Genomic DNA, 25,008 nt, shown 5'->3' with positions numbered 1-25,008 from the left:
GGGTGGCCGTCCTGGGGCGGCGGAGGGTCAGCCCACCGGCGCCGGCGGCGCCACCGTGGGGAGCAGCTGGTCGAAGACCGCAGCCCGGTCGAACGACATCGCGTACGCCCTGGCCCGCACCTCGCGGTCGAGTTTCTCGGCCGCGGACATCTCCAGCACCACCCGGTCCACCGTCGCGACCAGCGCGGCGATGTCACCGGACTCGACGATGACGGCGGTGTCGCCGACCGCCTCGCCGGTGCCACCGGTCAGGGTGGTCACGATCGGGCCGCCACCGGCGAGCGCCTTCTCGGCCAGGGCGATCCCGAACGTCTCGACGAAGTCCGGTTCCGGTTTGGTCGGCAGGACGTACGCCGCACAACCGGCCATCAGCAACGGCTTCTCGGTGTCGTCGACGTCGGTGAGGAAAGTGATCCGCTCGTCCTCCTTGGACATCGCCTGGACGTGCTCCAGGGCCGGACCGGTACCGGCGACCACCAGCCGGACCTGGTCGCGGCAGCGCATCTGGCCGTACGCCACGACCAGGTCGTAGATGCCCTTGGCCCGTGCGACGCGGGACAGGAACAGCAGGTAGCCGCCGCGCTCCAGGCCACGCCGGGCCAGGGCTGCGTCGACCGCCGCCGGGTCGACGCCAAGGTACGCCGACGTGTCGATCGGCGGGTAGCTGACCGTCACCCGGCGTCGGCACTGCTCGGCGAAGCCGGTGCCGCAGTGCGCGTCGACCTGTTCGGCGGCGGCCACGATCTCGTCGCGGGTGTACTGCGACACCGCGACGACCTCGTCGTTGGCGAGGAACGTCGTGAACAGCACGGTGGCCGCGCCGAACTGCCCGTCGCGCAGACACGACCTGATCACGTTGGTGACGTCCGAGCCGACCGCCTTGGCGATCGTGTGCACCTGCGGGGCGAAGCCCGCCGCGCGGGCCGCCGCCACCGCGTCCCGTACCACGGTGGTGTGCGGGACCAGGTACATCGACAGGCAGGTGGTGGGCACCCCGTCGGAGAGCAGCTCGACCAGACGGCCGGTGAGCCCGGCGAGGTGACGCCCGTCCGGCACCCGGTAGTCGCCCACCGCCTCCGGACGTTCCACCGTGATCCCCGGGCTGTACGGCAGCAGCCGATCCAGTGGCTTGAGTGGCAACCCGGCCGCCTGCAGCGTCGGGATCGGCCAGGTCAACAGGCGGACGTCGGTGAACCCACGGGTCAGCGCGACCTCGGCGAGGTTGCGTGCCTCACCGGAATGGCCGCAGATCACCGGGTCGGCGCGGACCACGATGACGAGGCGGCGGGAGGGTCTGGTCAACGGGCTTCCTCTACGGCACGGTGGAACGCGGACAGCGACGGTGGGCGGCTCTCGCATCCCCAGGTGGACGGTTGCGGGCCCAGCCGCAGGTGCAACCGGCCACCCCGGTGCACGTCGGCGGCGGTGAGACAGGTGGTGTGCAGCGGCTCGCCGTTGAGGGTCGCCGACTGGACGTACTGCGGTGCCGGGTCGTGGTCCAGGCCGTCGGATCCGATCGGCGTGTCCCGGTGCCCGCTGGTCTCGACCACGAACTCCGCGTCGCCGACCCGCAGCGCGGCCCGGGCGAACGCCGGCGTGTTGACCAGGAACAGGCTCTGTCCGGCGACCGGGAACAGCCCCAGCGAGGCCCATACGTACCAGGAGCTGAGCGCCCCGGAGTCGTCATTGCCCGGCAGCCCTCCCGCTCCCGTGCCGAACTGCCAGGTCAGTGCCGCCTGGACGACCTGCGCGGTCCGATCGGGCCGGCCCGCGTAGTGGTACGCCCAGGGTGCTTCCATGTCCGGTTCGTTGTTGAGCCCCTCGAACCGGTTCAGCGCGTACCCGGCGGCCATCTCCGCTGGCGACGGTCGCCGGCCGGGCTGGGTCACCGGGTCGGCACCGAAGCCGAAGAACCGGTCGAGTTTGCCGACGAACGCCTCGTCGCCGCCGGCGAGCGCGATCCGCGCGGCCATGTCGTGCAGCAGCCGGAACGAGTAGTTCCACTTGCCGCCTTCGTAGAACTCCGAGTCCCGCAGCAGCCCGGTCGCCGGGTCGAACGCGTTCACCCACTGCCGGCTGCGCCGTTCCAGGTCGTCGGCGAGCCGCCGGTCGTTGAGCGCCCGGGCGACCTGCGCGGTGCAGTGGTGGGCGTAGGCGAGATCGAGGGTGTGGGTGATCGGATGCACGAGGCCGTGCTCGAAGAAGTCCTCGCCGTAGAGCCGGCGCAGGTCGTCGACCATGTGTACCAGCGCCCAGTTCCAGTCCAGCCCGGGCGAGCCGAGGGCGTGGGCGTCGGCCAGGGCGGTGTGCGCCAGCGCGCTCGCCTGGCGGAAGAACCGGTCGGCGCCACGGGCCATCCGGTAGCCGATCGGGAAGTTGCCCTCCTCCTCGCACACCCGGATGAGCGACTCCAGCAGATCGGTGGCCCGCTGCGGCACGATCGCGGCGAGCAGCGGCAGCTGCGTCTTGTAGATGTCCCACATCGTGCAGATGTCGAAGGCGTACGGCCCCGAGGTCGGCCAGAACGGGCTCTCGTCGTCGGCGAAGCAGGGTTTGATCAGGGAGTGGTAGACGGCGGTGGCCAGGACGGTGCGGCGGGCCGGCGTACCGCCGTCGACCTGGATGCGGTCCAGGTGCTCGGCCCACCGGGTCCGGGTCGCCACCCGGACCTGGTCGAACCCCGGCTGCGCCGGCCAGCATTCCCGCTCCAGGTTGCGCCGGGCCTGCTCGCAACCGCGCAGCGAGAAGCCGAGCCGCACCTCGACGGTCTGCCCGGCGGCGGCCGGACCCATCATCAGCATCCCGAACGGCCGCAGCGTGGTGTGTCGGATGCTGTCGAAGTCCAGCCGGGTACCGCCGTCGATGAGCCGCCGGTCGTACCAGAGCATCTGGCGCCAGCCGGGGCTGTCCACCTCCAGGTAGACCGACAGCGGCACGCCCTCCATCACCACGGTCGCCTGGGCCCGGCCGTGGCCCATGCTTTCGACCTGGGCCCGCAGCGGCACCGTGCGACCGAGCTCGATGTCCAGGCCACCGCAGGACAGGTCGACCACCACGCGGGCGCTGCGGTGCGCGGGGAACGTGTACCGGTGCACGGCGACCTTCGCGCCGACGGTGATCTCGCAGCGCACCCCGGTGTCCAGCGTCGCGGCGTAGTAGCCCGCCTCGGCGGTCTCGTCGTGCAGCGCCCAGGCCTGGCCGAGCCCGTCCAGCGGCTCGATCATCGGGGTCACCCGGACGTAGTTGTAGTACTTGCGGATCGCTCCGGTGCCGGACTGCTGAAAGTGGGTGAACCCGGATGCCTGCAGCCGGTCGAACATCTCCTCGGGCACGCCCTCGGTGTTCTTCGAGTACCGGCCGTACCCGGTCGGGTAGGCACCGGAGTAGGCACAGGCCGACACCATGCCCAGCGGCGAGGTCGCGCCCGGATGGGTGTTGCCCACCTGGGGCTTCGGCCACCACCACGTGGCGGCCGGGCCGTACGACCGGGGCAGGTCGGTCGCGCCGGTGCCGATGAACGGGTCGATGTCGTCGAGAATGACCGGACGGTACCAACGCGCCGGCCCCGACGGGTTTCCGCGAGATGAATTCCGGCTGGCCGGCGTCGCTGCTCGACCCCGGCCGGGGGGGCGGCGCGCCAGCCGCACATTGTCGCATCGGTCGATGTCGGCTGCGACAATCGCGGCCATGGATGACAGTGAGCGCCAGCTGCACCGTGCCGCCTCCGGGGCGGACTTCCTCGAGTGGAACTTCTCGCTGATGTCCGAGGACTCACCGTGGTCGGTGGAGCAGGGTATGACCCAGCTGCTCGCCCACGAGAGCGCCGAGGGATTCGGCCCGCGGCTGTCCGACGCGGCGCAGGACGACGCGAGGATCATCCAGGAGCTGGGGCGGCGGGTGACCCCGACCGCGCTCGCGGCGCTGCGCGGCTTCGCCGCGATGAGTACGGTCGACACCCAACGCGACCTCGCCCGACTGCAGGCCGACCGGCTGGTCGCGCAGGGCCTGCCGGACCCGCCCTGGGTGTCGACCATCGGCCGGGTCCGGGTGGACGGCTGCTGGTGGGCCCACGACCACTACGGCGAGGTCGCCGTGGTGCTCTGCGGGTTCTCCTACGACGGTGACGACGAGCACGGCATCCTCGCGGTGATCGACCGGGCCATCGGCGGTGGCCGGTTCCGCGAACTCACCCTCGGTCCGCGGGTGGACCGGCTGCGCGCCATCGTCGACGGGGCCCACGGCACCGCCGACGGCCTGGTGAGTGAGCAGCTGGATCCGGCGGTGGCGCGTCGACTGTTCGAGGACGCGATCGCCACCACCGACGAGCTGGCCGAACGGCCGGAGTACGAACTGAGCCCGCTGCCGGTGGCGTACCGGAAGATGCGGGCGCTGACCCTGGCCCGTGCCCGGCGGCTGAGCGCGGCCCCCGCCGCGGAGGAGCCCTTCCCCACCAGCGTGGAAATCGAGCTGCTGAAGCGCTCCTTCCTCGCCTCGTCCCAGATGTCGGCACTGCCCGGCGGAGACGCGACGAGGCGCGCGGTCGACCTGCTCGTCGACGAGTTCGTGGAGCAGGCCGCCTGCGACCCACTGCAGTTGGGCCCCCGGCGGGTCGTCGCGGTCCTGGGCCTGCCCGCCTTCGCCACGCGGGCCGGCGCCGACCCGGCCGTCGGGGAGCTGATGCCGACCGTCGCGGCGGCCTGGATCGACTGGACGGCCGTGCAGCGTGGACTTCCCGAGGATGCCACGGATCGGCTCCGGCAGGCCGCCGACCAGGCGTGCGCGCAGCTGCGCTCGGCGATGGCCGGTGGCACCGGCCCCGGCTGACAGGCGGCGGGGCGGTCCGGCGGCAGGTGGCGGTAGACGGCAGGTGGGCCGGTGGTAGGCGGCAGGTGGGCGGGCATCGGGCGACACCCACAGGTGACATTGACACGGTCCGGTGCCACCGTCCAGGATGGGCCAACCGTACCTGTCGATCTTTCCCGCCCTGTCACGTCGATGCCGGCCGCAGCTCCCGGTCGTCAGCAGGAGCCAGCTCGCGGGCAACGGTGACGACGTGACCTGTCGACGCCGGACCGTCGGGCCATCCCCACGGTCCGGTACCGCCCGGTATCCCACCCGGTCAGTGGCATCCGTCAGTGAAAGGTTCGCCCATGTACCCGTCGCACCCGCCCCAGTGGCGGCGGCGGACAGCAGCGGTCACCGCCGCCGCTGCCGCCGTCGTCCTGTTGGCCGGACCGGCCACCGCCGTGCCCGCCACCACCACCGACACCCACCCGTCGGCGACCGACGCCCGCACCGACAGCAGGCCCGCCGTCCTCGAACGCTTCGCCGGCGAGCAGGCCGATGTCGTGGAGGTCATGGTCGCCGACCGCGACGAGCTGGACAGGCTGGTCGCCACCGGGGTCGACCTGGACCACCACGTCTCCCAGACCTCGGCGGGCATCGTGGTGCACGCCGTGGTGACCCCCAGCGAGCTCGCCGGGCTGCGCGAACTCGGCTACCGCATCGGTGCCACCCTGCACGACGCCGACGACACCGAGGCCCGCATCGCCGAGCGGGCGGCGACGATCGCCGGGCACCGGGCGAACAACCAGGCGTTCACCGCCGACATCCAGCAGGACGCCGACGTCGCCGACGTCCGGATCATCCGCGCCGACTACTACACCTCCGGCGCCAACCAGGTGCTGTCGGTGGAGGCCAAGTGGGCCGACGGACAGACCTCGGGCGACACCCTGACGGTCACCCGCGACAGTGGGCCGGGCACCGAACTCGGCTCCGGCGGCACCCAGACGATCTCCCGGTTCGTCGACGCCGGGGTCTACCTCTACCACCGCGGGGCCGCCACGGTCGCCACCCGGCCGGACCGGATCCAGATCGTCAGCCCGACCGGGGACATCGCCGTCGCCCAGGTCAAGGAGTGGCTGCCGATCCCCGGGGAGTCCCCGGAAGGCCCGGGCTACCAGAAGGACTTCGTCACCAGCTACCTCACCCCGACCGAGCTGTACGACCGGATCAACCGGCTGGCCCAGGAGTTCCCGCACCTCGCCGAGGTCGTGGAGCTGCCGTACCGGACCAACGGGTACCGCCGCAAGGCGCAGGTGGTGATCGGCACCAGCACCGCGAACCGGGTCGCCGTCGACTCGCACGCCTGGGGTCACGAGGGCGGCAACGACCTCACCGTCGAGCTGGTCGACCCCGGCACCGCCGACAGCGCCCTCGCCGTCACGGTCTCCGGCAGCGCCATCCGCGTCTCGCTGGCCACCGACGGCACCGGGGCCATCGTCAGTACCGCAGCCCAGGTCGCGGCCGCGATCAACGCCGCGGCGGGCGACCTGGTCACGGCGTACACCTATCGCGGCAGCGTCGGCGACGGGGTGGTCGCGCCGGTCGCGGCGACACCCCTGTCCGACAACCTGTCGGCCCCGGCGAGCGTCTCCCGCGAGCCGCACCCGGTGTACGCGCTGCGGATCGGCAAGTACCGGGACGGTTCCCGGACCGGGGTGCTCGCCTACGCGCAGGAGCACGCCCGGGAATGGGTGCCGCCGCTGGTCGCCATCGAGACCGCCGAGCGGCTGCTGCGCAACCACCGTACCGACGAGAACACCAAGCAGTTGCTGCGGACGCTGGACATCTGGATCGCACCGTCGATCAACCCCGACGGAGGGCACTACTCGTTCTACGATTTCGCCTCGCAACGGCGCAACATGACCAACCACTGCGCGGCCGGCGGTGCCACCGACGCCCTGGCCCGCAACTCCTGGGGTGTGGACAACAACCGCAACTACACCGAGTACAGCCTGTTCGACGGCTACTCGGGGGCGTCGACCAGCTGCACCAGCGACGTCTTCGCCGGGCCCAGCGAGTTGTCGGAGCCGGAGAACCGGAACCTGGACTGGCTGGCCAGCCGGCCGAACATGAAGTTCTCGATGAACCTGCACTCGTCCGGCAACTACTTCATGTGGTCACCGGGCTCGTACGCCACGCCGGGCCGGGTCTCCGCGCCCCGGCCGACCCTGGCCGAGGAGTCCTTCTTCTGGGGTGCGTCGGCGCGGATTCTCACCGCCATCAAGCGGCACCGCAACCTGGCGGTCACGCCGGCCCGGACCGGCCCGATCTCCGACGTGCTGTACTCGGCGGCCGGCAACTCGGGCGACATGCTCTGGTACAAGTACGGCATCTACGCCTGGAACTTCGAGGTGGGCACGTCGTTCCAGCCGGCCTGGGACGAGGCGCACCAGCAGACCATGGAGTACGCCAACGGGCTGACCGAGTTGATGCGGGTCGCCCGAGACTTCGACACCGACCGCAAACGCCCGACCAGCACGCTGGTCACCGCGCCGGGCGCCACCGACGGCACGGTCGACATCCGGTTCGAAGTCAGCGAGCCCGCGGCAGTGTTCTACACGCTCGACGGCAGCAAACCGACGTACGAGTCCACCCTCTACGCCTCGGCCGGCATCCGGGAGGGCGCCGAGACACTCACCGTGCCGTACGGAACGAAGGTCTTCTGGTTCTCGGTGGACGCCGCCGGCAACATCGAGAACAACTACCGGCCGGACACCGACGCGAAGAACTGGAACCGAGGATTCGCCATCATCTCCGACACCTGATCGCCGGTCGGCGACGGTGCCCGCGCGGCACCGTCGCCGGCTGACCGGTGCCGGCGCTCACCACCGCTTGCGCCGGTAGTGACCGTGGTAGCCGTGGTGGCCGTGACCGTAGTGACCGTACGGGCCGCCATGACCGTACGGGCCGCCGTGGCCGTGGCGGCGGCCGAGCCGACGCTCGACCTCACGCAGCAGGCCGGTGACCGCCCGATTGTGGCCGCGTCGCCGGGTGTACCGGCTCAGCTTCGACATGACCATCGACAGCAGGAAACGTTTGACGAAGCTACTCACCGTGGGCTCCTCCAGGCCATCGCGACGCATTCCACGGTACGTCGCCCCGTCCACCACCAGCTGTGCGTGAGCTGCCGATCAGCTGTGGATCTCGTGGGGCGGACAGCACCGACCGGTCCCGGCGGTAGCGGTCTGCCATGCTGGGAAGAGTGAGTACCGCCCCCTCGTACCACCGTCCCGCCCGCACCCGGCGGCGCCGCCACACCCTGCGGTTCGCGCTGGCCGTCGTCGCGATCGCGGCGGTCGGCGCTGCCGTGACGTTCGTCGTACCGCTGCTTCGTGAGCCGGGTCCCCGACCGTTGTTCCAGTTGCCTGTCGCCTGCGGGGAGACCTGGCAGCTCGGCACCTACCCCGGCCACGACGACTACGACGTCGATCTGTACCCGACCGACGGGCAGTCGTGGGGTCGGCCGGTGCTCGCCTCGTACGCCGGCACCGTGACCGTCGCCGGGATCAACGGCTCGCTGGGCGGACGGACCGAGCAGAACCCGCAGGGTCCCCGGGGCCGGGGCGGCGGGTACTGGGTGAAGATCGATCACGGTGGCCGTTGGGAGACCCAGTACCTGCACCTGCTCGAACCACCCCTGGTCGCCGCCGGGGACCGGGTCGCCCAGGGGCAGCAGATCGGGCTGGTGGGCAGCACCGGCAATTCCGGCGCCCCGCACCTGCACTACGAGCAGCGCCGGGGCTGGCAGAAGGTGGAGGCCTACTTCGACGGCGTACCGTCGGGCATCACCCACGACGACTTCGAGTACACCGTCACGGTCACCAGCAACAACTGCTGACGGTCCAGCCGTAGTCGAGGTGTCGTGCGGCGGAAACGACCGCTCTGTCGCCACTGATCGGCCGGGCCAGGGGCTCGACGTACCCGCCGGACCCGGATAGCATTTCCGCCGTCTGGATCTGCTGGCGCGATTCACCAGGCACCGACCACACGTACGTCCGTCCGTGCAGGAGCCTTCATGCGCCGCAGATATCCGTTCCGTCCACCTTTGCGTACCGCCGTCCTCGCGGCGGTCTGCGCGAGCGCGCTCGCCGCCTCGGTCGCGCTCGCCCCGTCCGCCACGGCGGACACCACCGTTCTCGCCAACGACTTCGAATCCGGTTCGTACGCGCCCTGGAGTCCGCGCGGCGAGGTGACCCTGGCGATCGTCGACGAGGGCCGCGACAGCTCGAGCAGCCTGTCGGTGACCGGCCGGACCGCCGACTGGCAGGGCCCGTCGACCGACGCGACCGCGCTGTTCACCCCCGGCACGGCGTACTCGGTCACCGCCTGGGTGAAGCTGCCGGCGGGCACCGAGGGCGCCGCCGGCATCCACTTCACCGTCGAGGCCACCCCGGCCGGCGGTGGCGACAACACGTACACCTGGATCGGCGACGCCACCGAGACCACCGCCGACGAATGGGTCCGCATCGGCGGCAGCTACACGATGCCGGCGGATCTGAGCGCCGCCACCGTCTACATCGAGGCGGCCGGGACCACCCCGTTCCTGGTCGACGACGTCGCCGTCACCGGCCCCGACGACGCACCGGGCGTGGTGACGGTCAGCGCGGTCGACTTCGAGGACGGCACCACCGGCACCTGGACGGCCAGCGGCAACCCCACGCTCACCGTGGTGGACGCCGATCCGGGCCGGGCGCTGCGGGTCAGCGACCGTACCGAGGGCTTCGACGGGCTGCAGAGCCCGACCGGCATCTTCGCCCCCGGCGTCACGTACACCTTCTCGGCGCGGGCCCGGCTGGCGCCCGACGGGCCGGAGTCGTCGGGTTTCCGGTTCGTGATGAAGCCGGACTACACCTGGATCGGCGACACCACCGTCACCGCCGGCGACTGGACCACGGTCCGTGGTGAGTTCACCGTGCCGGCCGACGCCGACCCGGCCGCGTACCAGGTCTACCTGGAGGCCGCCGAGGCGACCGCGACCTACCTGGTCGACGACATCCTCGTCACCGCACCGCGCACCGGCCCGGGTGGTCCGCCGCCGGGCACCATCGTCGTCGACACCGACTTCGAAGACGGTCTGGACGGCTGGCAACCGCGTGACGGCGGCCCGGGTGCGCCGACCGTCGCACTCACCGACATCGCCCACGGCGGCGCGGCGGCCGCACTCGTCACCGACCGGGTCAACCAGGGCGCCGGCATCGGCCGGGACGTCACCACCGCGTTCGAGGCCGGCGTCGGCTACGAGATCTCCGCGTGGCTGCGCTTCGCCGAGGGGCAGCCGGCCGACGAGATCTGGTTGAGCCTCGCCACCACCACCGGCGACAGCGAGTCGTTCAGCACCCTCGCCCAGTTCGGATCGGTCACCAACAGCGGCTGGACCGAGGTCACCGCGAGCTTCACCGCGCCGGCCTTCGACACCGCGTTCCTCTACTTCGAGACCAGCTGGCAGGGCGCGGACGTCACCGGCAACACCAGCGACTTCCTCCTCGACGACGTCGTGGTCCGGGTGCCGGACCCGCCGGTGGTCGAGGATCTGACCGGGATCCACCAGACCACCGAGTTCCCGGTGGGTGTCGCGATCGACAGCCGGGAGACCGTCGGGGTCGCCGCGCAGCTGCTGACCCGGCACTTCAACAACATCACGCCGGAGAACCACATGAAGCCGGAGGCGTGGTACGACGACGAGCGCACCTTCCGGCCGCACGACCAGGCGATCGCCATGATGGACTTCGCCGCCGCCAACGACCTCGGCGTGTACGGACACGTCCTGGTGTGGCACAGCCAGACCCCGGCGTGGATGTTCCAGGACGCGGCCGGTGAGCCGCTGACCACCTCCGAAGCCGACCAGCAGGTACTGCGCGACCGGATGCGCCAGCACATCTTCGCCGTGGCCGGGTCGCTGCACGACCGGTACGGGCCGTTCGGCTCGGACACCAATCCGATGAACGCCTTCGACGTGGTCAACGAGGTGGTCAGCGACAGCGGCGAGTTCGCCGACGGGCTGCGCCGCAGCGAGTGGTACCGGATCCTCGGTGAGGAGTTCATCGACCTGTCGTTCCAGTACGCCGAGGAGGCGTTCAACGACGTGTACGCCGTACCCGGCACCGACCCGGTCACCCTGTTCATCAACGACTACAACACCGAGCAGAGTGGCAAGCAGGCCCGGTACAAGGCGCTCGTGCAGCGGCTGCTGGAGCGGGACGTGCCGATCGACGGGGTGGGCCACCAGTTCCACGTGTCGCTGGCCACGCCGGTCGCCAGTCTGGAGACGGCGTTGGCGACCTTCGCCGAGCTGCCGCTGGTCCAGGCGGTCACGGAACTCGACGTCACCACCGGCACGCCGGTGACCGAGGCACGGCTGATCGACCAGGGCTACTTTTACCGCGACGCGTTCCGGATCTTCCGGGCGTACACCGACGACCTGTTCGTCGTCACGGTCTGGGGGCTCAACGACGGGCGGTCGTGGCGGTCCGGCAACGGCGCGCCGCTGATCTTCAACGACGGCTTCCAGGCCAAGCCGGCGTACTACGGCGCGGTCGACGCCGACCTGCCGGCCCGGCTGCGGACCGCGAACGTCTTCGCCGGTGAGGTCGCGCTGACCCCCGGCGTGACCTCGGCGTTGGAGTGGAGCAAACTCCCGCTGCACCCGGTGGAGGACGTCGCCGGGTTCCAGCTGCGGTGGACGGCCGAGCAGTTGACCGCGTTCGTGACGGTCACCGACGACGCGGCCGACGCCGGCGACGGGGTCGACTTCGTGCTGGCGGGCCAGACGTACCGGGTGGCCCGGGACGGCTCGGGCGACGTGCCCGCCGTGGTGACCGAACGGGCCGGCGGTTACGACCTCGTCGCGCAACTGCCGCTGGACGCGGTCGTCGAGGGCGACACGCTCACTCTCGACGTGCAGGTCGGTGTCGACGGGTCCACCGCCGGGTGGAACACCCCGGGCGCGGTCGGCACGCTCACCCTGGTCGAGGAGCTGTCCTATCTGGAGGTGAAGCAGGCCGCGGTGGCCCCGGTCGTCGACGGTGCGGTGGACGCCGGCTGGGCCGAGGCCGGGGTGGTCACCACCGACAAGGAGGTCTCCGGTACGGGCGGCGCGGTCGCCACCGTACGGACCTTGTGGCGGGACCAGACGCTGTACGTGCTGGCCGAAGTGGCGGATCCGGTGGTGGACGTCTCCGGTTCCGACCCGTGGACCCAGGACTCGGTCGAGATCTACGTCGACGCGGGCAACGTCAAGAACGGTGCCTACCGCTACGACGACATGCAGGTGCGGATCAACGCCGACAATGTCGTCTCCTTCGGCACCGGCGACGAGGGCTTCCAGGCGGCCCGGGTCCGCAGCGCCACGGCCCGCACCGACGGCGGCTACACCGTCGAGGCGGCGGTCAGCCTGCTCGAGTACGGCGGGCTCGGTACGTTCCACGGCCTGGACTTCCAGGTCAACGACGCCTCCGACGGTGCCCGTACGGCGATCCGCAACTGGGCCGAGCAGGAAGGCATCGGCTATCAGACGACCGCCCGCTGGGGCGTCGGCCGGCTGGTCGCCGACTCCAACGTCGACATCACGGTACGGCGGTTCACCTCGTGGGACTCGGACAGCGGCGGTGGTTACTGCGCGGAGATCGTCGCGACCAACTCCTCCGCCGCTGCGGTCGAGTGGTCGGGGGTGGTGGATCTCGCCGGTGACATCTACACCGCCTGGAACTTCGAGCGGCGGCAGATCGACGGTCAGACGTACCGGATCAACGGGGTGGACTGGAACCGGACGTTGAAGGCCGGTGCCAGCACGTTCAGCGTGGGCTACTGCGCCACCAACTAGCACGGGTGAGCCCCGGTCGGGGGCGGTACGGCGTCGCCGTACCGCCCCCGGTCGCTGTGCTGAGGACCGGGTGCGGCCCGGGAACCGACGGCGGGATTGCCGGGCCGGTCGGTGCGGCCTACGATCAACAGATCAACCAAGCATTTGATTGGCAGCCGCACCCGCGCACCACCCGGTGCCCGCGCCCCGTCGATCCCCGGGAGTTCCCGATGCCCCGCACCTACCTCGGTCACGTCCTGCCCGACCGCCTCGACCTCAAGATCGATCCTGCCCGCACGGCGCTGCTCATCGTCGACATGCAGAACGACTTCGTACACGACGACGGCTACTGCGCCAGGTCCTTCGGCCGGCCGATGGTCGCCGGTTTCCAGGGCGTGGTCCCGCCGATCCGTCGGCTCGCCGCCGCCGCGCGGGCCGCCGGCGCGGCGGTGCTGTACTGCCGGGTGGTGCAGCATCCGGACGGGTCGCTGGCCTCGCCGGTCTGGCTGGCCGACAACCTCCGACACGGATTCGAGCCGATGCACTGCATGCGCGGGACCTGGGGCTGGGAGATCGTGGACGAGCTCGCCCCGCAGGCAGGGGACGTGGTGTTCGCGAAACTGCGGCGCAGCGCCTTCGTCGGCACCCAGCTGGAGAACCTGCTCCGCAGCAGGGACATCCGCAGCCTGGTCGTGACCGGGGTAGCCGGCACCGGATGTGTCGAGTCCACCGTCCGCGACGCGATCGAACGGGACTACTTCACCGTCGTACCGGCCGACTGCGTCGCCAACAACACCGCGGAGCTCACCGCGGCCTGCGAACCGGCCTTCCGGGCGCTGCTCGCCCCGGAGGACTGGACCACGAGCGAGCAGATCGTCGCGGTATGGGCCGGGTCGACCGACGACCCGGCCCCCGATCACCGCGTCGGCTGACCGAACCGGGTCGCGGCATCGGCCCGCAGCCACGCCTTGTCCGCCTTGCCGCCCGCGCTCAACGGCAGCTCCGCCAGGGTGACCAGCCGCTCCGGCCACTCGTACTTGGAGATCCCCCGCGCGGCCAGGTCGGCCCGGAGTTCGTCGAGGGTCAGGTCGGTCCCGTCGGTGGTCACCACGTAGGCGCAGGCCCGCTCCCCGAGCACCTCGTCGGCGGCCGGTACCACGGCGACCTGGGCGACCCGCTCGCAGCCGCCGACCGCTTCCTCGACCGCCAACACGCTGACGTTGTGCCCACCCCGGATCAGGAAATCCGCCACCCGGCCGGTCACCGTGAGGTAACCGGCCGGGTCGATCCGGACCAGATCACCGGTGAGCATCCAGCCCTGTTGGTGGAACAGCTGCTGGTTGGCCTGCGGGTCGTCGTAGTAACCGGGGGTCAGTCCCGGTCCCCGCGCGGCGCACTGACCAGGGCCACCGGTTGCGGTCACGTCGGCACCCTCGGCGTCGAACAGCCGTACCCGCATCTGCGGGATCACCCGTCCGGCGGTGCCCAGCCGCTGCTCCCGGGAGTCGTCGACCCGGGTCACGCTGATCGGACCCGCCTCGTTGGAACCGTAGAACTGCAGCACGGCGCAGCCGGTCTCCTCCTCGAACCGGGCGGCCCGGTCCGCCGGCACCCGCTCCCCGCCGGTGAACAGCACGCGCAGCGACGACACGTCCCGGGCGGCGCGCCCCTGGGCGTTGAGCATCATCACGAACTGGCTGGTCACAGCGGCGAGAACGGTGACCCGGTGCAGTTCGATCAGCTGCCAGGTCTGTTCCGCGTCGAACTCCTCGGCCAGCACCGTCGGATAGCCGTACATGGCCGGCACCACGTGACCGCTCCACTGGCCGAAGCCGTACGGAGCGGGCAGCACGCTGGCGAAGACCTCGTCCGGACCGAACCGGGCCGCCTCGGCCGCGAGCGGCCCGAAGTACTTGCGCGTGTTCATCGTCTGCATCACGCACTTGGGCAGCCCGGTCGTGCCCGAGGTGGAGTTGAGGAAGAACAGGTCGTCGGCGCCGAGCCCGCGACCGGCGATCGCGGTCTCGGCGGTCACCAGGTCGGGCAGGTCCAGTGGCTCGCCGTCGCGAAGCAGGTGCAGCTCACCGGCTGCGGTGAGCTGCGCGGTCAGGTGCGTCGGCCGGTCGACCGGGACGCCGACGGCCCACAGGTCGGCGGCCAGGTCGCCAGCGGCGCGGCCCCGGTGCACCGGCCGGGTGAGCAGGGCGCTCGCCCCGGTACGCCGGATCAGGTGCCGTACCTCGGCGGTTCCGGCACGCGGTCCGATGCCGACCGTCACCAGGCCGGCCTTCTGCGCGGCCAGGTACGCGACGTGCACCAACGCTCCGTTGGTGAGCAGGGTGGCGATCCGCTCCCCTGGTTGCAGGCCGGCCAGGACGTAGCCACCGGCCAGCCGGGTGCTCAGTGTGTCGTACTGCGACCAGGTCAGCGTGGCGTCGGTGGCGAGCAACGCCGGATCGTCGGGCCGGGCGGCGGCGTGCCCGGCCACCATCGACGCGATGGTGTCACCGGTCCAGTGCCCGGCCCGGGTGTACTCGTCGATGGTCTCCTGGTCGAAGGCGGCCGGTGGGTCGACAGTGGTCATCGGGTCTCTCCTGCGGGGTGGCCGGTCGATGCCGGGTCGGGCCACAGCGACGCGAGTCGCTCGGCGACGGAGTCCAGGGCGGCCAGCCGGTCCGCCCGGGTGGCCGCCGGTGGCAGCCGGGTGAACGGAGCGACGACCAGGTGGTCCAGCCCGGCGTCGCGGTACGCCCGCACCGTGGCGACGCTGATCGCACCGTGCAGTCGGACGTGGTAGGTGAAGTCGTCGTCGCGGCCGACCTGCTCCCGCAGCTGCGCTATCCGCCCGCACAGCCGGGCCGAGGTCGCCAGATCCACGTCGGGCCCGAACCAGCCGGCACCGTGCCGGGCGGCCCGACGCAGCGCGGCCGGGCTGTGACCACCGACCACCACCGGCACCGGCGGCTGCGGCGAGGGACCGAAGTGTACGGTCGGAAAGTCGAAGAACCGACCCTGGTGTGCCACCGGCTCGCCGGACCAGAGCAGGTCGAGGACCCGCAGCATCTCGTCGGTCCGGGCGCCCCGGGTGCCGAAGTCGACGCCGAGTGCGGCGAACTCCTCGGCCATCCAGCCGACCCCGACGCCGAGCACCGCCCGGCCGGCGGAGAGCTGCTGCAGGCTCGCCCAGGCGCGGGCGAGGTGGAACGGGTCCCGCAGCGGGGCGATCAGCACGCCGGTACCGAGCCGGATCCGGCTGGTCCGGGCGGCCAGGTGCCCGAGCGTCACCGTCACGTCGGACAGCGGGGTGTCCGGCCGGATACCGGGGTCGCCGGAGGACCGGTACGGGTAGGTCGGCGCGTACCGGGCCGGGGTGATCACGTGATCGGCCAGCCACACGGTGTCGAAGCCGAGCCGCTCGGCGTGCACCGCGAGCGGCGCGTACTCGGTGGCCGGCAGGCCGAACAGTTGGACGTCGACGCGCATCAGCCGGCACCGTCGGTGCGTTGGCGCATGCTGCGGGCGTCGTGCCCGGCCAGCGGATCGTCGCCGACCTCGGCGTTGTGCGCGTGCGCCACGTGGTGCAGGCCGAACACCGAATCCATCCCGGCCCGCAGACCCATCAGGTCCTCGGCCTGGTTGACAGCCTTCTTGGTCAGGGCCAGACCGAGCCGGGGCATGGTGGCGATCCGCCCGGCGAGCTCCATCGTGTACGGCTCCAGCTCGGCGCGGGGTACCACCCGGTTGACCATGCCGAGAGTCAGCGCCCGGTCGGCGTCGACCCGTTCACCGAGGAAGAGGAACTCCTTGGCGAAGCGGGGCCCCATCACCCACGGGTGGGCGAAGTACTCGACACCCGGGATGCCCATCCGAACGACCGGATCGGCGAACCGGGCGTCGTCGGCGGCGACGATCAGGTCGCAGCACCAGGCGAGCATCAGCCCGCCGGCGATGCAGGCACCCTGCACCATGGCGATGGTCGGCTTGGGCAGCTCCCGCCAGCGCCGGCACATGCCGAGGTAGACCTCGGACTCGCGGGCGAACCGGCTCTCCGCGCCGGCCTTGCCGACGTGGTCCCACCACAGCCCGGCCCGGCGCGGGAAGCTGCGGTCGGCGTCGCGCCCGGGGGTGCCGATGTCGTGGCCAGCGGAGAAGTGCCTACCAGCGCCGGCGAGCACCACCACCCGTACGTCGTCGTCGGCGGCGGCCCGGGCGAAGGCGTCGTCGAGTGCGTAGGTCATCGCGGAATTCTGGGCGTTGGCGTACCGGGGGCGGTTCATGGTGACCACCGCCACCGGCCCGTCGGTGGCGTACCGGACCACCGCCTCGTCGGCGACGGGGGCGTCGGCGGCCTCGCCCGGCCGGTCCTCGGCGGGTGGTGACGGGCTCGCGGCGGCGTCGGTCACGGTCGTCCTCCTTGCTCGGCGGTGGCGGCGGGCAGTCCGATCGCGGTGCCGAGCCGGTCGAGGTGGTGGTCGGTGCCGGCGGTCGCGGCCACGAGCGCCCACGCTCGCTTGGCGTACAGGTGCAGGTCGTACTCGGTCGTGTAGCCGATCGCGCCGTGGCACTGCAGCGCGGCGCGGGCGGTCCGTTCGGCGGCGTCGGCGGCGAGCAGGTAGCCGGCCGAGACGTCGGCCGGACGGCTGTCGGCCCCGGTGGCGGCCGCCCAGCCGGCGGCGAGCACGGCCGGGGCGGCGAGTTCCAGCCCGAGCAGGACGTCGGCGAGCTGGTGCTGGACCGCCTGGAAGCTGCCGACCGGGGCGCCGAACTGGCGGCGGGTGCCGACGTGCGCGATGGTGAGGTCGAGCATCCGGCGGCCGAGCCCGACCAGCTGCGCCGATGCGGCCAGGGTGGCCCGGTCGACGGTCAGCGACAGCAGGTCGGCCGGCACGTCGAGCCGGATGCCGACGGACGGCCCGGCGGCGGGCTCGCCGGTGAGTCGCACCGCGGCCCGGCTGCCGTCCATGGTCGGCACCGGCGTGGTCGCGACCTCGTCCGGCCGGACGAGTCGGGGTCCGTCCGGCGGGGTCAGGAGCAGCAGCAGGTCGGCCCGCTGCCCGTACGGGACCAGGCCGCCCGGCCCGGCGACGGCGATCCGGCAGCGGCCCTCGACGAGCGCGGCGAGCTGCCCACCAGGGTCGCCGGCGGCGGCCAGCAGCGGTCCGGCGACGACGGCGGTCTCGGCCACCGGCAGCGGCACCGCCGCGTACCCGGCGGCGGTGAGCAGCGGCACCAGGTCCACCTCGGTCAGCCCGAGGCCACCGGCGGACTCCGGCACAGCTGCGGCGAGCACGCCCATCTCGGCGAGCGCGGTCCAGAGCCGGTCCAGCGGGGCCGGGTCACCACCGGGCCAGGCGGCGCGGACCACCGACGGTGGGCATTCGGCGGTGAGCAGGTCGTCGACCGCGTCGCGGAGCGTGGCCTGCTCGTCGGTGAGGGCGAACCGCATGCCGTCTCCTCCTCAGCGTCGGGGCAGGCCGAGCAGCCGCTCGGCGACGATGCCGCGTTGGATCTCGTTGGTGCCGGCGTAGATCGGGCCGGCCAGGGAGAACTGGAAGCCACGGGTCCACTCGGCGTCGACCTCGGCGTCCGGGCCGAGCAGGTCGAGGGCGGTACGGTGCAGCGCGATGTCCAGCTCGGACCAGTGGATCTTGTTGAGGCTGGCCGCCGCGCCCGGCGGGTCGCCGTCGAGCATCCGGGTCACCTGGGCCAGGGTGAACAGGTGGTAGGCGCGGGCACCGAGCCAGGCGCGGACCACCTGCTCGCGCAGCCGGCCGGTGAGCTGGTCCGGCCGGTCGCCGGCCAGCTCGACCAGCCGGGCGGCGGCCGCGGTGAACCGGCCCGGCGGGCGCAGGGTGAGGCCGCGTTCGGAGCCGGTGGTGGCCATCGCCACCCGCCAGCCGGCCCCGACCTCGCCGATCACGTCGGTGTCCGGGACGAAGACGTCGTCGAGGTGGACGTCGGCGAACCCTTCGTCGCCGTCGAACCGGCCGAATCCCCGTACGGTCACCCCGGGGGCGTCCAGCGGCACCAGGAAGTAGGTCAGCCCCCGGTGCCGCTGCTGCTGCGGATCGGTACGGAACAGGCCGAACAGATGGGTGCAGAACGCCGCCCGGGTGGTCCACGTCTTGTGTCCGGTCAGCCGCCAGCCACCGGCCGCGTCGTCGCGGACCGCCCGGCTGGTCAGCGCGGCCAGGTCACTGCCGGCGTCCGGTTCGGACCAGCCCTGACACCACAGCTGCTCGGCGGCGGCCATCGCCGGAAGGATCCGGTCCCGCTGCTCGTCGGTACCGAACTCGAACAGGGTCGGCGCGAGCAGGAAGATGCCGTTCTGAGTGACCCGCTGCGGCGCGCCAGCGGCGGCGTACTCCTCCTCGAAGATCAGCCACTGCCACAGCGAGGCGTCCCGGCCGCCGTAGCGGCGGGGCCAGGAGACCACCGACCAGCCGCCGTCGTGCAGCGTCCGCTCCCATTCCAGATGGGCGGCGAACCCGGTCCGGGTGTCCCCGGAGGGCAACGGCCGGGTCGGCCGGTGGGCACGCAGCCAGTCGCGGGCCTCGGCGCGGAACTGTTCGTCGCCCGGATTCGGACGCAGGTCCATCGGTCAGCCCTCCCGCTCCGGGTCGGCGGCCCGGCCGGCACCGCGTCGCCGCGCCGGCCCGGCGGGCCGGTCACCGAAGCCGTCGCGGACCCGGTGGGCGACACCGGACAGGTTCAACTCGAAGGTGAAGCCCTGCTCGTAGCGGTAGCTGCGCTTGACGTCCCACGGGTCGATGCCGTTGAGCGACTCCTTCGCCGCCCGGATCACCGCCGGATCCTTGGCGGCGATCTGCTGGGCGACGTCCAGCGCGGCGGCCCGCAGGTCGGCGGCCGGAACCACGCGCAGCACCGACCCGTAGGCGTGCAGTTCGGCGGCGGTGGCGGTCGCGGCCGTGTAGAGCATCGCCCGGGCCCGGTGCTGTGGCACCAGCCGGGACAGGTGGGTGGCGGCACCGAGCGCGCCCCGGTCCACCTCGGGCAGTCCGAACGTGGCGTCGTCGCTGGCCACGATGATGTCGGCGTTGCCGACCAGGCCGATGCCGCCGCCGAGGCAGAAGCCGTGAACGGCGGCGACGACCGGCACCGGGCAGTCGTAGACGGCGGCGAACGCCGCGAAGCAGCCCCGGTTCGCGCCGATCAGCGCGTCGTTGCCGGGATCGGCCTGGATCTGTTTGATGTCGACCCCGGCGTTGAAGCCGCGGCCCTGCGCCCGCAGCACCACCACGCGGGTCGCCGGGTCGGCACCGGCGGCGGTGACCACCTCGGCGAGGCGGTGCCAGCCGGCGACCGGCAGCGCGTTGACCGGCGGCCGGTCGACCACGATCTCGGTCACTCCGTCGGCGCCGGTGGTCGCGACGACCATCGTACTGTCCTTTGTGGATGTCATCGTCGGGTCCTCACGGGTGTTGGCTGCTGACCGAGAGCACCTCGCCCACCAGGTACGAGGCGTAGTCGCTGGCCAGGAAGACGATCACGTTCGCCACCTCCCAGGGTTCGGCGGCCCGGCCGAACGCCTCCCGGTCGGCCAGCGCGGCCAGCAGGGCGTCATCGGTGACCTTGGCCAGGTTGGCGTGCATGGCGAGGCTCGGCGCGACTGCGTTCACCCGGACCCCGGCCTCGGCGGCCTCGACGGCGCTGCACCGGGTCAACGCCATCACCCCGGCCTTGGCGGCGGCATAGTGCGCCTGGCCCTGCTGGGCCCGCCAGCCCAGCACCGAGGCGTTGTTGACGATCACGCCGCTGCCGCGCGGCATCATGTGCCGCAGCGCGGCGCGGGTGCACCGGAAGGTGCCGGTGAGGGTGACGTCCAGCACCCGGTGCCACTGCTCGTCGGTCATCTCGGTGATCCGGGCGGTGCCGCCCAGGCCGGCGTTGTTGACCAGCACGTCGAGCTGGCCGTAGCCGGTGACGACCTGGTCGATCATCGCCTGCACCTGCGACTCGACGGTGACGTCGCAGACGACCGCGAGAGGTTCCACACCGGTCGCGGCGGCGAGCTCAGCGGCCGTCGTCCGTAGGCGCGCTTCGTGCCGGTCGCTGATCGCCACCCGGGCACCCTCCTCGGCGCAGCGTCGCGCGGTCGCCGCGCCGATGCCGGTGCCGGCCGCAGCGGTGACCAGCACGGTCCGGCCGGCGAGCAGGCCATGGCCGGTCGGCCCGGCCGGCGGCCGCAGCCCGGCCGGCGGTTCAGCGGTCGCCATCGGATCGTCCTTCCTGCAAGGTGTCCAGCACCGCCACCGCCTCGGCGACGATCCGGTCGATCAGCTCGGCGCAGCTCGGCAGGTCGTCGATCAGCCCGGTGACCTGTCCGGTCGCCATCACGCCGAGGTCGACGCGCCCGTCGACCATCGCGGCACGCAGCAGCATCGGGGTGTTCGCGGCGAGCAGCACCTGGCTCCAGGTCAGTTCCCGGCTGCGGCGCATCGCCAGACCCTCGGCGAGCAGGTGCCGCCACGGGGTGCCGGTGAGTCGCCGGAACCGGGCGGCGCTGCGGGCCGAACGGACCAGCCGGCGGAGCGGTCCGGCGTGTTCCAGCCGGTCGATGAGATCGGTCCGCAGCACCCGCTGCGGTACGCCGTCGAGCGCCCGGGTGACCACGGTGCCGTCCAACCCGGCGTCGAGGTAGCGCCGCTGCACCTGCGGGCTGACCGTGGTGTCGCTGGTGAGCAGGAACCGGGTGCCCATCGCCACCCCGGCGGCGCCGTAGGCGAGGGCGGCGACCAGACCCCGGCCGTCGAAGAACCCGCCGGCCCCGATCACCGGGATGTCGACGGCGTCGGCCACCTGCGGCAGCAGCAGACTGGTCGGAACCGCGCCGGTGTGGCCGCCGCCCTCGGCACCCTGCACGATGACCGCGTCGGCGCCCCAGCCGGCCACCTTCTCGGCGTGCCGGCGCGCGCCGACCGACGGCACCACCCGTACCCCGGCGTCGCGCAGCCGGGCGATCAGCTCGGGCTTCGGGGCCAGGGCGAACGAGACGACCCGGACGTGCTCCCGGATCAGCAGATCGACCCGCGCGGCGGCGTCGGTGGCGTCGGCCCGCAGGTTGACCCCGAACGGCGCGCTGGTGCGGCGGCGGATCTCGGCTATCGCGGTGGCCAGTTCGGGCAGGTCGAGGGTGGCGCCGGCGAGGATGCCCAACCCTCCGGCGTTGGCGGTGGCCGCGACCAGCCGAGGGCCGGAGACGAAGCCCATGGCGGTCTGCACGATCGGGTAACGCACCCCGAACAGTTCGCAGATCGGGGTACGCAGGGCCGGGTGGGACCGGGGCGTTCCGTCGACCGGCCGCGCTCCGTCGACCGGCCGCGCCGGGCGGTCGGTCATCGCCGTACCTCCGTGTCGCGGTGGCCGGCCGGGTCGATGGCGGTACGGATCAGGGCCAGCTCCTGCGCCGTCGGCTGCCGGGTCTGCGGCACGTCCTCGCCGATCAGCAGGTCGAACCCGGTCGCCTCGCGGATCTGTTCGACGCTGACTCCGGGGTGGGTCGACACGAGCCGCATCCGGTGGTCCGGGCCGGAGAAGTCGAAGACCCCGAGATCGCTCACCACCCGGCGCAGCTGATGGAAGCGCGACGCGGACGGCCCGGCCGCCGCCGCCCGGTCGTAGCCGACGCCGCAGACCAGGTCGACCTGTGCGACGAAGGTCCGGCGGCTGTGCCGGGGCACCCAGTAGCTGCACGGGTGGCTCACCGTGTTGCCGGGTGCGCCCCGTACTCCGAGCAGGGCCACCTTCGGCCGGTGGAAGTCGCCGATCGCCGAGATGTTGACGTTGCCGTACCGGTCGATCTGGCCCGGCCCCATCATGACGTGCCGGCGGCCGGACCAGATCAGCTCGAAGATCTGCCGGAACGGCAACGCTCCCTCGGTCTGCGCCGGGGATCCACCGACCGGCCAGGTGCCGACGCCGAGGGCGGCTTCGCCGTCGGTGAGCAGCAGTTCCGGGGAGAAGGTGGCCCGGGCCAGCCGGGCGCCGATCGTCGGGATCAGCCCGATCGGGCTGGCCAGGATCTCGCCGTCGCCACGCCATGCCTCGGCGCAGGCGACGACGCACACCTCGGCGCGTGTCGGCGCGGTGGCGGTCACCGGATCACCTCCATCTGCGGTCCCCGGGCGGCGACGGCCTGCTGGTAGCCGGCCTCGTCGGTGTCGAGGTAGCGCTGGCGGAACGCGGCCCACCGGTCGGTGCCGGCCGCGTCGGCGTACTCACGTTGGAACTGCTCGTCACGGGGGTAGTCCGGGTCGCACGAGGTGAAGTGGGCACCGTTGGCGGCCGGAACCACCCCACGTACCTGGTGGCGGCGGACCAGCACCGAGGCGGCCGGGGTGAGCTGCGCGGTCGGCACGATCTGCTCGCAGGAGACGTACGCGCGGTCGGCGGCCGCGCAGTACAGGTCGTCGAAGTACGGGTCGGGGCCCAGGCAGAGGGCGTTGCCGTGGATGTCGGCCCGGTGCAGGTGGACCAGGGCGGCGTCCAGCCGCAGCGCCGGGACGGCAAGCAGTTCCTCGTCGTCGTACGGCGACCGCACGGTCCGCAGGTCCGGGTTGATGCGCATCAGGTCGGAGCCGAGTCCGACCCGGGTGGGCAGGAACGGCAGGCGGCAGGCGGCGGCGTACAGGCCGAGGTAGAGCATGCCCTCGTCGTACTCGACGGCCTCGACGGCGCCTGACTGGCGGGCGGCCCGGAAGTGTGGCTCCAACGGGATCGAGTCGAGCGAGACGAAGCCGTACACCAGGCGACGGACCTTGCCGGCGGCGAGCAGCAGGCCGACGTCGGGGCCGCCGTAGGTGACGACGGTCAGGTCGTCGAGGTCCGACCGCAGGATCGCCCGGACCAGGGACATCGGCTTGCGGCGCGAACCCCAGCCGCCGATGCCGATGGTCATGCCGGAGCGCAGCTCGCCGACGACCTGCTCGGCGGTCATCCGTTTGTCGGTCATCGCCACCTACTCGATCCTTGCTGGTCGCGGGTGCGGGTACGCCGGAACCGACGCCTTCGCAATGTACCAAGCGCTTGATTGGCTGGCCAGCCCGGGTTCAGCCAACCCGCTCGATCACCATCGCCATCCCCTGTCCTCCGGCCGCGCACATGGTGACCAGCCCGAACTGCCGGTCGCGCTCCCGCAGCGCCCGGATCAGGCTGGTGGTGATCCGGGCACCGGTCATCCCGAACGGATGGCCCAGCGCGATCGCTCCACCGTTGACGTTCACCCGGTCGAGGTCGATGCCGAGCAGCCGCACACAGGGCAGCACCTGGGCCGCGAAGGCTTCGTTGATCTCCACCAGATCGATGTCGTCGATGGTCAGCCCGGCATGGCGCAACGCCTGCCGCGTCGCCTCGACCGGGCCGAGCCCCATGATCTCCGGGCTGAGCGCGGAGACCCCGGTAGCCACGATCCGGGCCAGGGGGGTGATGTCGAGTTCGGCGGCGCGGGCGGCACTCATCACCACCAACGCGGCGGCACCGTCGTTGAGCGGACAGCAGTTTCCGGCGGTCACCGTGCCGTCCGGCCGGAACACCGGCGTGAGCGCGGCCACCGACGTCAGCCGGACGCCGGGACGCGGGCTGTCGTCGCGGTCGACGACGGTGCCGTCCGGCAACGTCACCGGGGTGATGTCGCGTGCGGCGAAGCCGGCGGCGATCGCCTTCTCCGCCAGATTCTGGCTGCGCACCGCGAACTCGTCCTGGTCGGCCCGGCTCACCCCGTACCGCTGCGCGACGTTCTCGGCGGTCTCCCCCATCGCGATGTACGGATCCGGCGGCGACCCGGACTCGCGTGGGTCCCGCCACAGCCCACCACCACCGGCGGCGCGCGCCGCGCTGCGGGCACCGGCCGCCGCGTAGCGCGGATTGCGGGTGCCCGGCAAATTGTCCGACTTTCCGGCGTCGTACCGGGAGACCATCTCCACCCCGGCGGATACGAAGACGTCGCCCTCCCCGGCCCGGATCGCGTGGAAGGCCATCCGGGTGGTCTGCACCGACGAGGCGCAGTACCGGTGGACGGTGGTGCCGGGGGTGTCGTCCAGACCCAACCCGACGGCGACCATCCGGGCCAGGTTGTGGCCGTGCTCGCCGGCCGGCTGGGCGCAACCGAGCAGGACGTCCTGCACCTGCGCCGGGTCCAGGGCGGGCACCTGCGCCAGCGCGGCCCGGGTGATGTCCACGGCGAGGTCGTCAGGACGCAGCGTGGTCAGCGAACCCTTGCGCGCCCGGCCGATCGGCGAGCGGGCGGCGGCGACGATCACGGCCTGCGGAGCGGCGGAGTCTCGGGGCGACATGGCGGGCAGCGTACCCTAACAAGCGCTTGGTACGCCATGGTCGGCGCGGCCGAC

General features: G+C 72.3%; 19 protein-coding genes. 5 read left to right on the top strand and 14 right to left on the bottom strand.

The genetic code is table 11. From position 1 onward, the window contains the following. Window positions 1-27 precede the first annotated feature (27 nt). Complete coding sequence (locus O7623_RS02640; RefSeq protein WP_282226974.1) at window positions 28-1,302, bottom strand: glycosyltransferase; 1,275 nt, start codon at window positions 1,300-1,302, stop codon at window positions 28-30. Next, window positions 1,299-3,689, bottom strand: a complete 2,391-nt coding sequence (locus tag O7623_RS02635; protein ID WP_282226973.1) for a glycoside hydrolase domain-containing protein — start codon at window positions 3,687-3,689, stop codon at window positions 1,299-1,301. The genes O7623_RS02640 and O7623_RS02635 overlap by 4 nt, the downstream gene beginning before the upstream one ends. Here O7623_RS02635 and O7623_RS02630 point away from each other — a divergent pair. Then, complete coding sequence (locus O7623_RS02630; protein ID WP_282226972.1) at window positions 3,688-4,824, top strand: hypothetical protein; 1,137 nt, start codon at window positions 3,688-3,690, stop codon at window positions 4,822-4,824. The genes O7623_RS02635 and O7623_RS02630 overlap by 2 nt on opposite strands. Before the next feature lie 326 nt (window positions 4,825-5,150). Continuing rightward, a complete protein-coding gene (locus O7623_RS02625; protein ID WP_282226971.1) occupies window positions 5,151-7,610 on the top strand; it encodes a M14 family metallopeptidase in 2,460 nt (819 codons plus the stop codon). A gap of 57 nt (window positions 7,611-7,667) precedes the next feature. Here the strand turns inward: O7623_RS02625 and O7623_RS02620 are convergent, their stop codons facing one another. After that, window positions 7,668-7,898, bottom strand: coding sequence for a hypothetical protein (locus tag O7623_RS02620; RefSeq protein WP_282226970.1), 231 nt, complete (start codon window positions 7,896-7,898; stop codon window positions 7,668-7,670). 137 nt (window positions 7,899-8,035) lie between these two features. Between O7623_RS02620 and O7623_RS02615 the strand changes: the two genes are divergently transcribed. The 3 genes from O7623_RS02615 to O7623_RS02605 all read left to right on the top strand — a co-directional run bounded on the left by O7623_RS02615 (window position 8,036) and on the right by O7623_RS02605 (window position 13,575). Continuing rightward, a complete protein-coding gene (locus O7623_RS02615; protein ID WP_282226969.1) occupies window positions 8,036-8,683 on the top strand; it encodes a M23 family metallopeptidase in 648 nt (215 codons plus the stop codon). A 177-nt stretch (window positions 8,684-8,860) separates the two neighbouring features. Beyond that, the gene (locus tag O7623_RS02610; RefSeq protein ID WP_282226968.1) at window positions 8,861-12,664 is read left to right on the top strand and encodes an endo-1,4-beta-xylanase; all 3,804 of its coding nucleotides are present in this window, start codon (window positions 8,861-8,863) and stop codon (window positions 12,662-12,664) included. 209 nt (window positions 12,665-12,873) lie between these two features. Next, window positions 12,874-13,575 (top strand): isochorismatase family cysteine hydrolase, encoded by a 702-nt coding sequence (locus O7623_RS02605; protein WP_282226967.1) that lies wholly within the window; start codon window positions 12,874-12,876, stop codon window positions 13,573-13,575. Here the strand turns inward: O7623_RS02605 and O7623_RS02600 are convergent. From O7623_RS02600 to O7623_RS02550, 11 genes are all read right to left on the bottom strand, one after another. Beyond that, window positions 13,560-15,227: a class I adenylate-forming enzyme family protein gene (locus O7623_RS02600; RefSeq protein ID WP_282226966.1), complete on the bottom strand. Its 1,668-nt coding sequence runs from the start codon at window positions 15,225-15,227 to the stop codon at window positions 13,560-13,562. The genes O7623_RS02605 and O7623_RS02600 overlap by 16 nt on opposite strands. Then, the gene (locus O7623_RS02595) at window positions 15,224-16,126 is read right to left on the bottom strand and encodes a TIGR03619 family F420-dependent LLM class oxidoreductase (protein ID WP_282226965.1); all 903 of its coding nucleotides are present in this window, start codon (window positions 16,124-16,126) and stop codon (window positions 15,224-15,226) included. The genes O7623_RS02600 and O7623_RS02595 overlap by 4 nt, the downstream gene beginning before the upstream one ends. Further along, the gene (locus tag O7623_RS02590; RefSeq protein ID WP_282229293.1) at window positions 16,126-16,962 is read right to left on the bottom strand and encodes an enoyl-CoA hydratase; all 837 of its coding nucleotides are present in this window, start codon (window positions 16,960-16,962) and stop codon (window positions 16,126-16,128) included. The genes O7623_RS02595 and O7623_RS02590 overlap by 1 nt, the downstream gene beginning before the upstream one ends. Before the next feature lie 80 nt (window positions 16,963-17,042). Continuing rightward, window positions 17,043-18,089, bottom strand: coding sequence for an acyl-CoA dehydrogenase family protein (locus tag O7623_RS02585; RefSeq protein ID WP_282226964.1), 1,047 nt, complete (start codon window positions 18,087-18,089; stop codon window positions 17,043-17,045). 12 nt (window positions 18,090-18,101) lie between these two features. Further along, the gene (locus O7623_RS02580) at window positions 18,102-19,241 is read right to left on the bottom strand and encodes an acyl-CoA dehydrogenase family protein (RefSeq protein ID WP_282226963.1); all 1,140 of its coding nucleotides are present in this window, start codon (window positions 19,239-19,241) and stop codon (window positions 18,102-18,104) included. 3 nt (window positions 19,242-19,244) lie between these two features. Further along, window positions 19,245-20,042, bottom strand: a complete 798-nt coding sequence (locus O7623_RS02575; protein ID WP_282226962.1) for an enoyl-CoA hydratase family protein — start codon at window positions 20,040-20,042, stop codon at window positions 19,245-19,247. Window positions 20,043-20,076: 34 nt separating this feature from the next. Beyond that, window positions 20,077-20,880 (bottom strand): SDR family oxidoreductase, encoded by an 804-nt coding sequence (locus tag O7623_RS02570; protein ID WP_282226961.1) that lies wholly within the window; start codon window positions 20,878-20,880, stop codon window positions 20,077-20,079. Further along, the gene (locus tag O7623_RS02565) at window positions 20,867-22,003 is read right to left on the bottom strand and encodes a nitronate monooxygenase (RefSeq protein WP_282226960.1); all 1,137 of its coding nucleotides are present in this window, start codon (window positions 22,001-22,003) and stop codon (window positions 20,867-20,869) included. The genes O7623_RS02570 and O7623_RS02565 overlap by 14 nt, the downstream gene beginning before the upstream one ends. Next, complete coding sequence (locus O7623_RS02560) at window positions 22,000-22,761, bottom strand: CoA-transferase (RefSeq protein WP_282226959.1); 762 nt, start codon at window positions 22,759-22,761, stop codon at window positions 22,000-22,002. The genes O7623_RS02565 and O7623_RS02560 overlap by 4 nt, the downstream gene beginning before the upstream one ends. Next, complete coding sequence (locus O7623_RS02555) at window positions 22,758-23,615, bottom strand: CoA-transferase (protein ID WP_282229292.1); 858 nt, start codon at window positions 23,613-23,615, stop codon at window positions 22,758-22,760. The genes O7623_RS02560 and O7623_RS02555 overlap by 4 nt, the downstream gene beginning before the upstream one ends. A 97-nt stretch (window positions 23,616-23,712) precedes the next feature. After that, window positions 23,713-24,954, bottom strand: coding sequence for an acetyl-CoA C-acetyltransferase (locus tag O7623_RS02550; RefSeq protein WP_282226958.1), 1,242 nt, complete (start codon window positions 24,952-24,954; stop codon window positions 23,713-23,715). Window positions 24,955-25,008 lie beyond the last annotated feature (54 nt).

The sequence above is a fragment of the Solwaraspora sp. WMMD791 genome (assembly GCF_029581195.1).
Lineage (GTDB): Bacteria > Actinomycetota > Actinomycetes > Mycobacteriales > Micromonosporaceae > Micromonospora_E.
The sequence above is the reverse complement of the archived record's forward strand: the minus strand, read 5'-3'. Positions and strand labels throughout refer to the sequence as shown.

Bases quoted from the DNA above. Each gene is read 5' to 3' on its own strand.
- O7623_RS02630 (WP_282226972.1), top strand. From the start codon at position 3,688: ATGGATGACAGTGAGCGCCAGCTGCACCGTGCCGCCTCCGGGGCGGAC.
- O7623_RS02635 (WP_282226973.1), bottom strand. From the start codon at position 3,689: ATGGCCGCGATTGTCGCAGCCGACATCGACCGATGCGACAATGTGCGG.
- O7623_RS02625 (WP_282226971.1), top strand. From the start codon at position 5,151: ATGTACCCGTCGCACCCGCCCCAGTGGCGGCGGCGGACAGCAGCGGTC.
- O7623_RS02615 (WP_282226969.1), top strand. From the start codon at position 8,036: ATGCTGGGAAGAGTGAGTACCGCCCCCTCGTACCACCGTCCCGCCCGC.
- O7623_RS02610 (WP_282226968.1), top strand. From the start codon at position 8,861: ATGCGCCGCAGATATCCGTTCCGTCCACCTTTGCGTACCGCCGTCCTC.
- O7623_RS02605 (WP_282226967.1), top strand. From the start codon at position 12,874: ATGCCCCGCACCTACCTCGGTCACGTCCTGCCCGACCGCCTCGACCTC.
- O7623_RS02600 (WP_282226966.1), bottom strand. From the start codon at position 15,227: ATGACCACTGTCGACCCACCGGCCGCCTTCGACCAGGAGACCATCGAC.
- O7623_RS02595 (WP_282226965.1), bottom strand. From the start codon at position 16,126: ATGCGCGTCGACGTCCAACTGTTCGGCCTGCCGGCCACCGAGTACGCG.
- O7623_RS02585 (WP_282226964.1), bottom strand. From the start codon at position 18,089: ATGCGGTTCGCCCTCACCGACGAGCAGGCCACGCTCCGCGACGCGGTC.
- O7623_RS02580 (WP_282226963.1), bottom strand. From the start codon at position 19,241: ATGGACCTGCGTCCGAATCCGGGCGACGAACAGTTCCGCGCCGAGGCC.
- O7623_RS02575 (WP_282226962.1), bottom strand. From the start codon at position 20,042: ATGGTCGTCGCGACCACCGGCGCCGACGGAGTGACCGAGATCGTGGTC.
- O7623_RS02570 (WP_282226961.1), bottom strand. From the start codon at position 20,880: ATGGCGACCGCTGAACCGCCGGCCGGGCTGCGGCCGCCGGCCGGGCCG.
- O7623_RS02565 (WP_282226960.1), bottom strand. From the start codon at position 22,003: ATGACCGACCGCCCGGCGCGGCCGGTCGACGGAGCGCGGCCGGTCGAC.
- O7623_RS02555 (WP_282229292.1), bottom strand. From the start codon at position 23,615: ATGACCGACAAACGGATGACCGCCGAGCAGGTCGTCGGCGAGCTGCGC.
- O7623_RS02550 (WP_282226958.1), bottom strand. From the start codon at position 24,954: ATGTCGCCCCGAGACTCCGCCGCTCCGCAGGCCGTGATCGTCGCCGCC.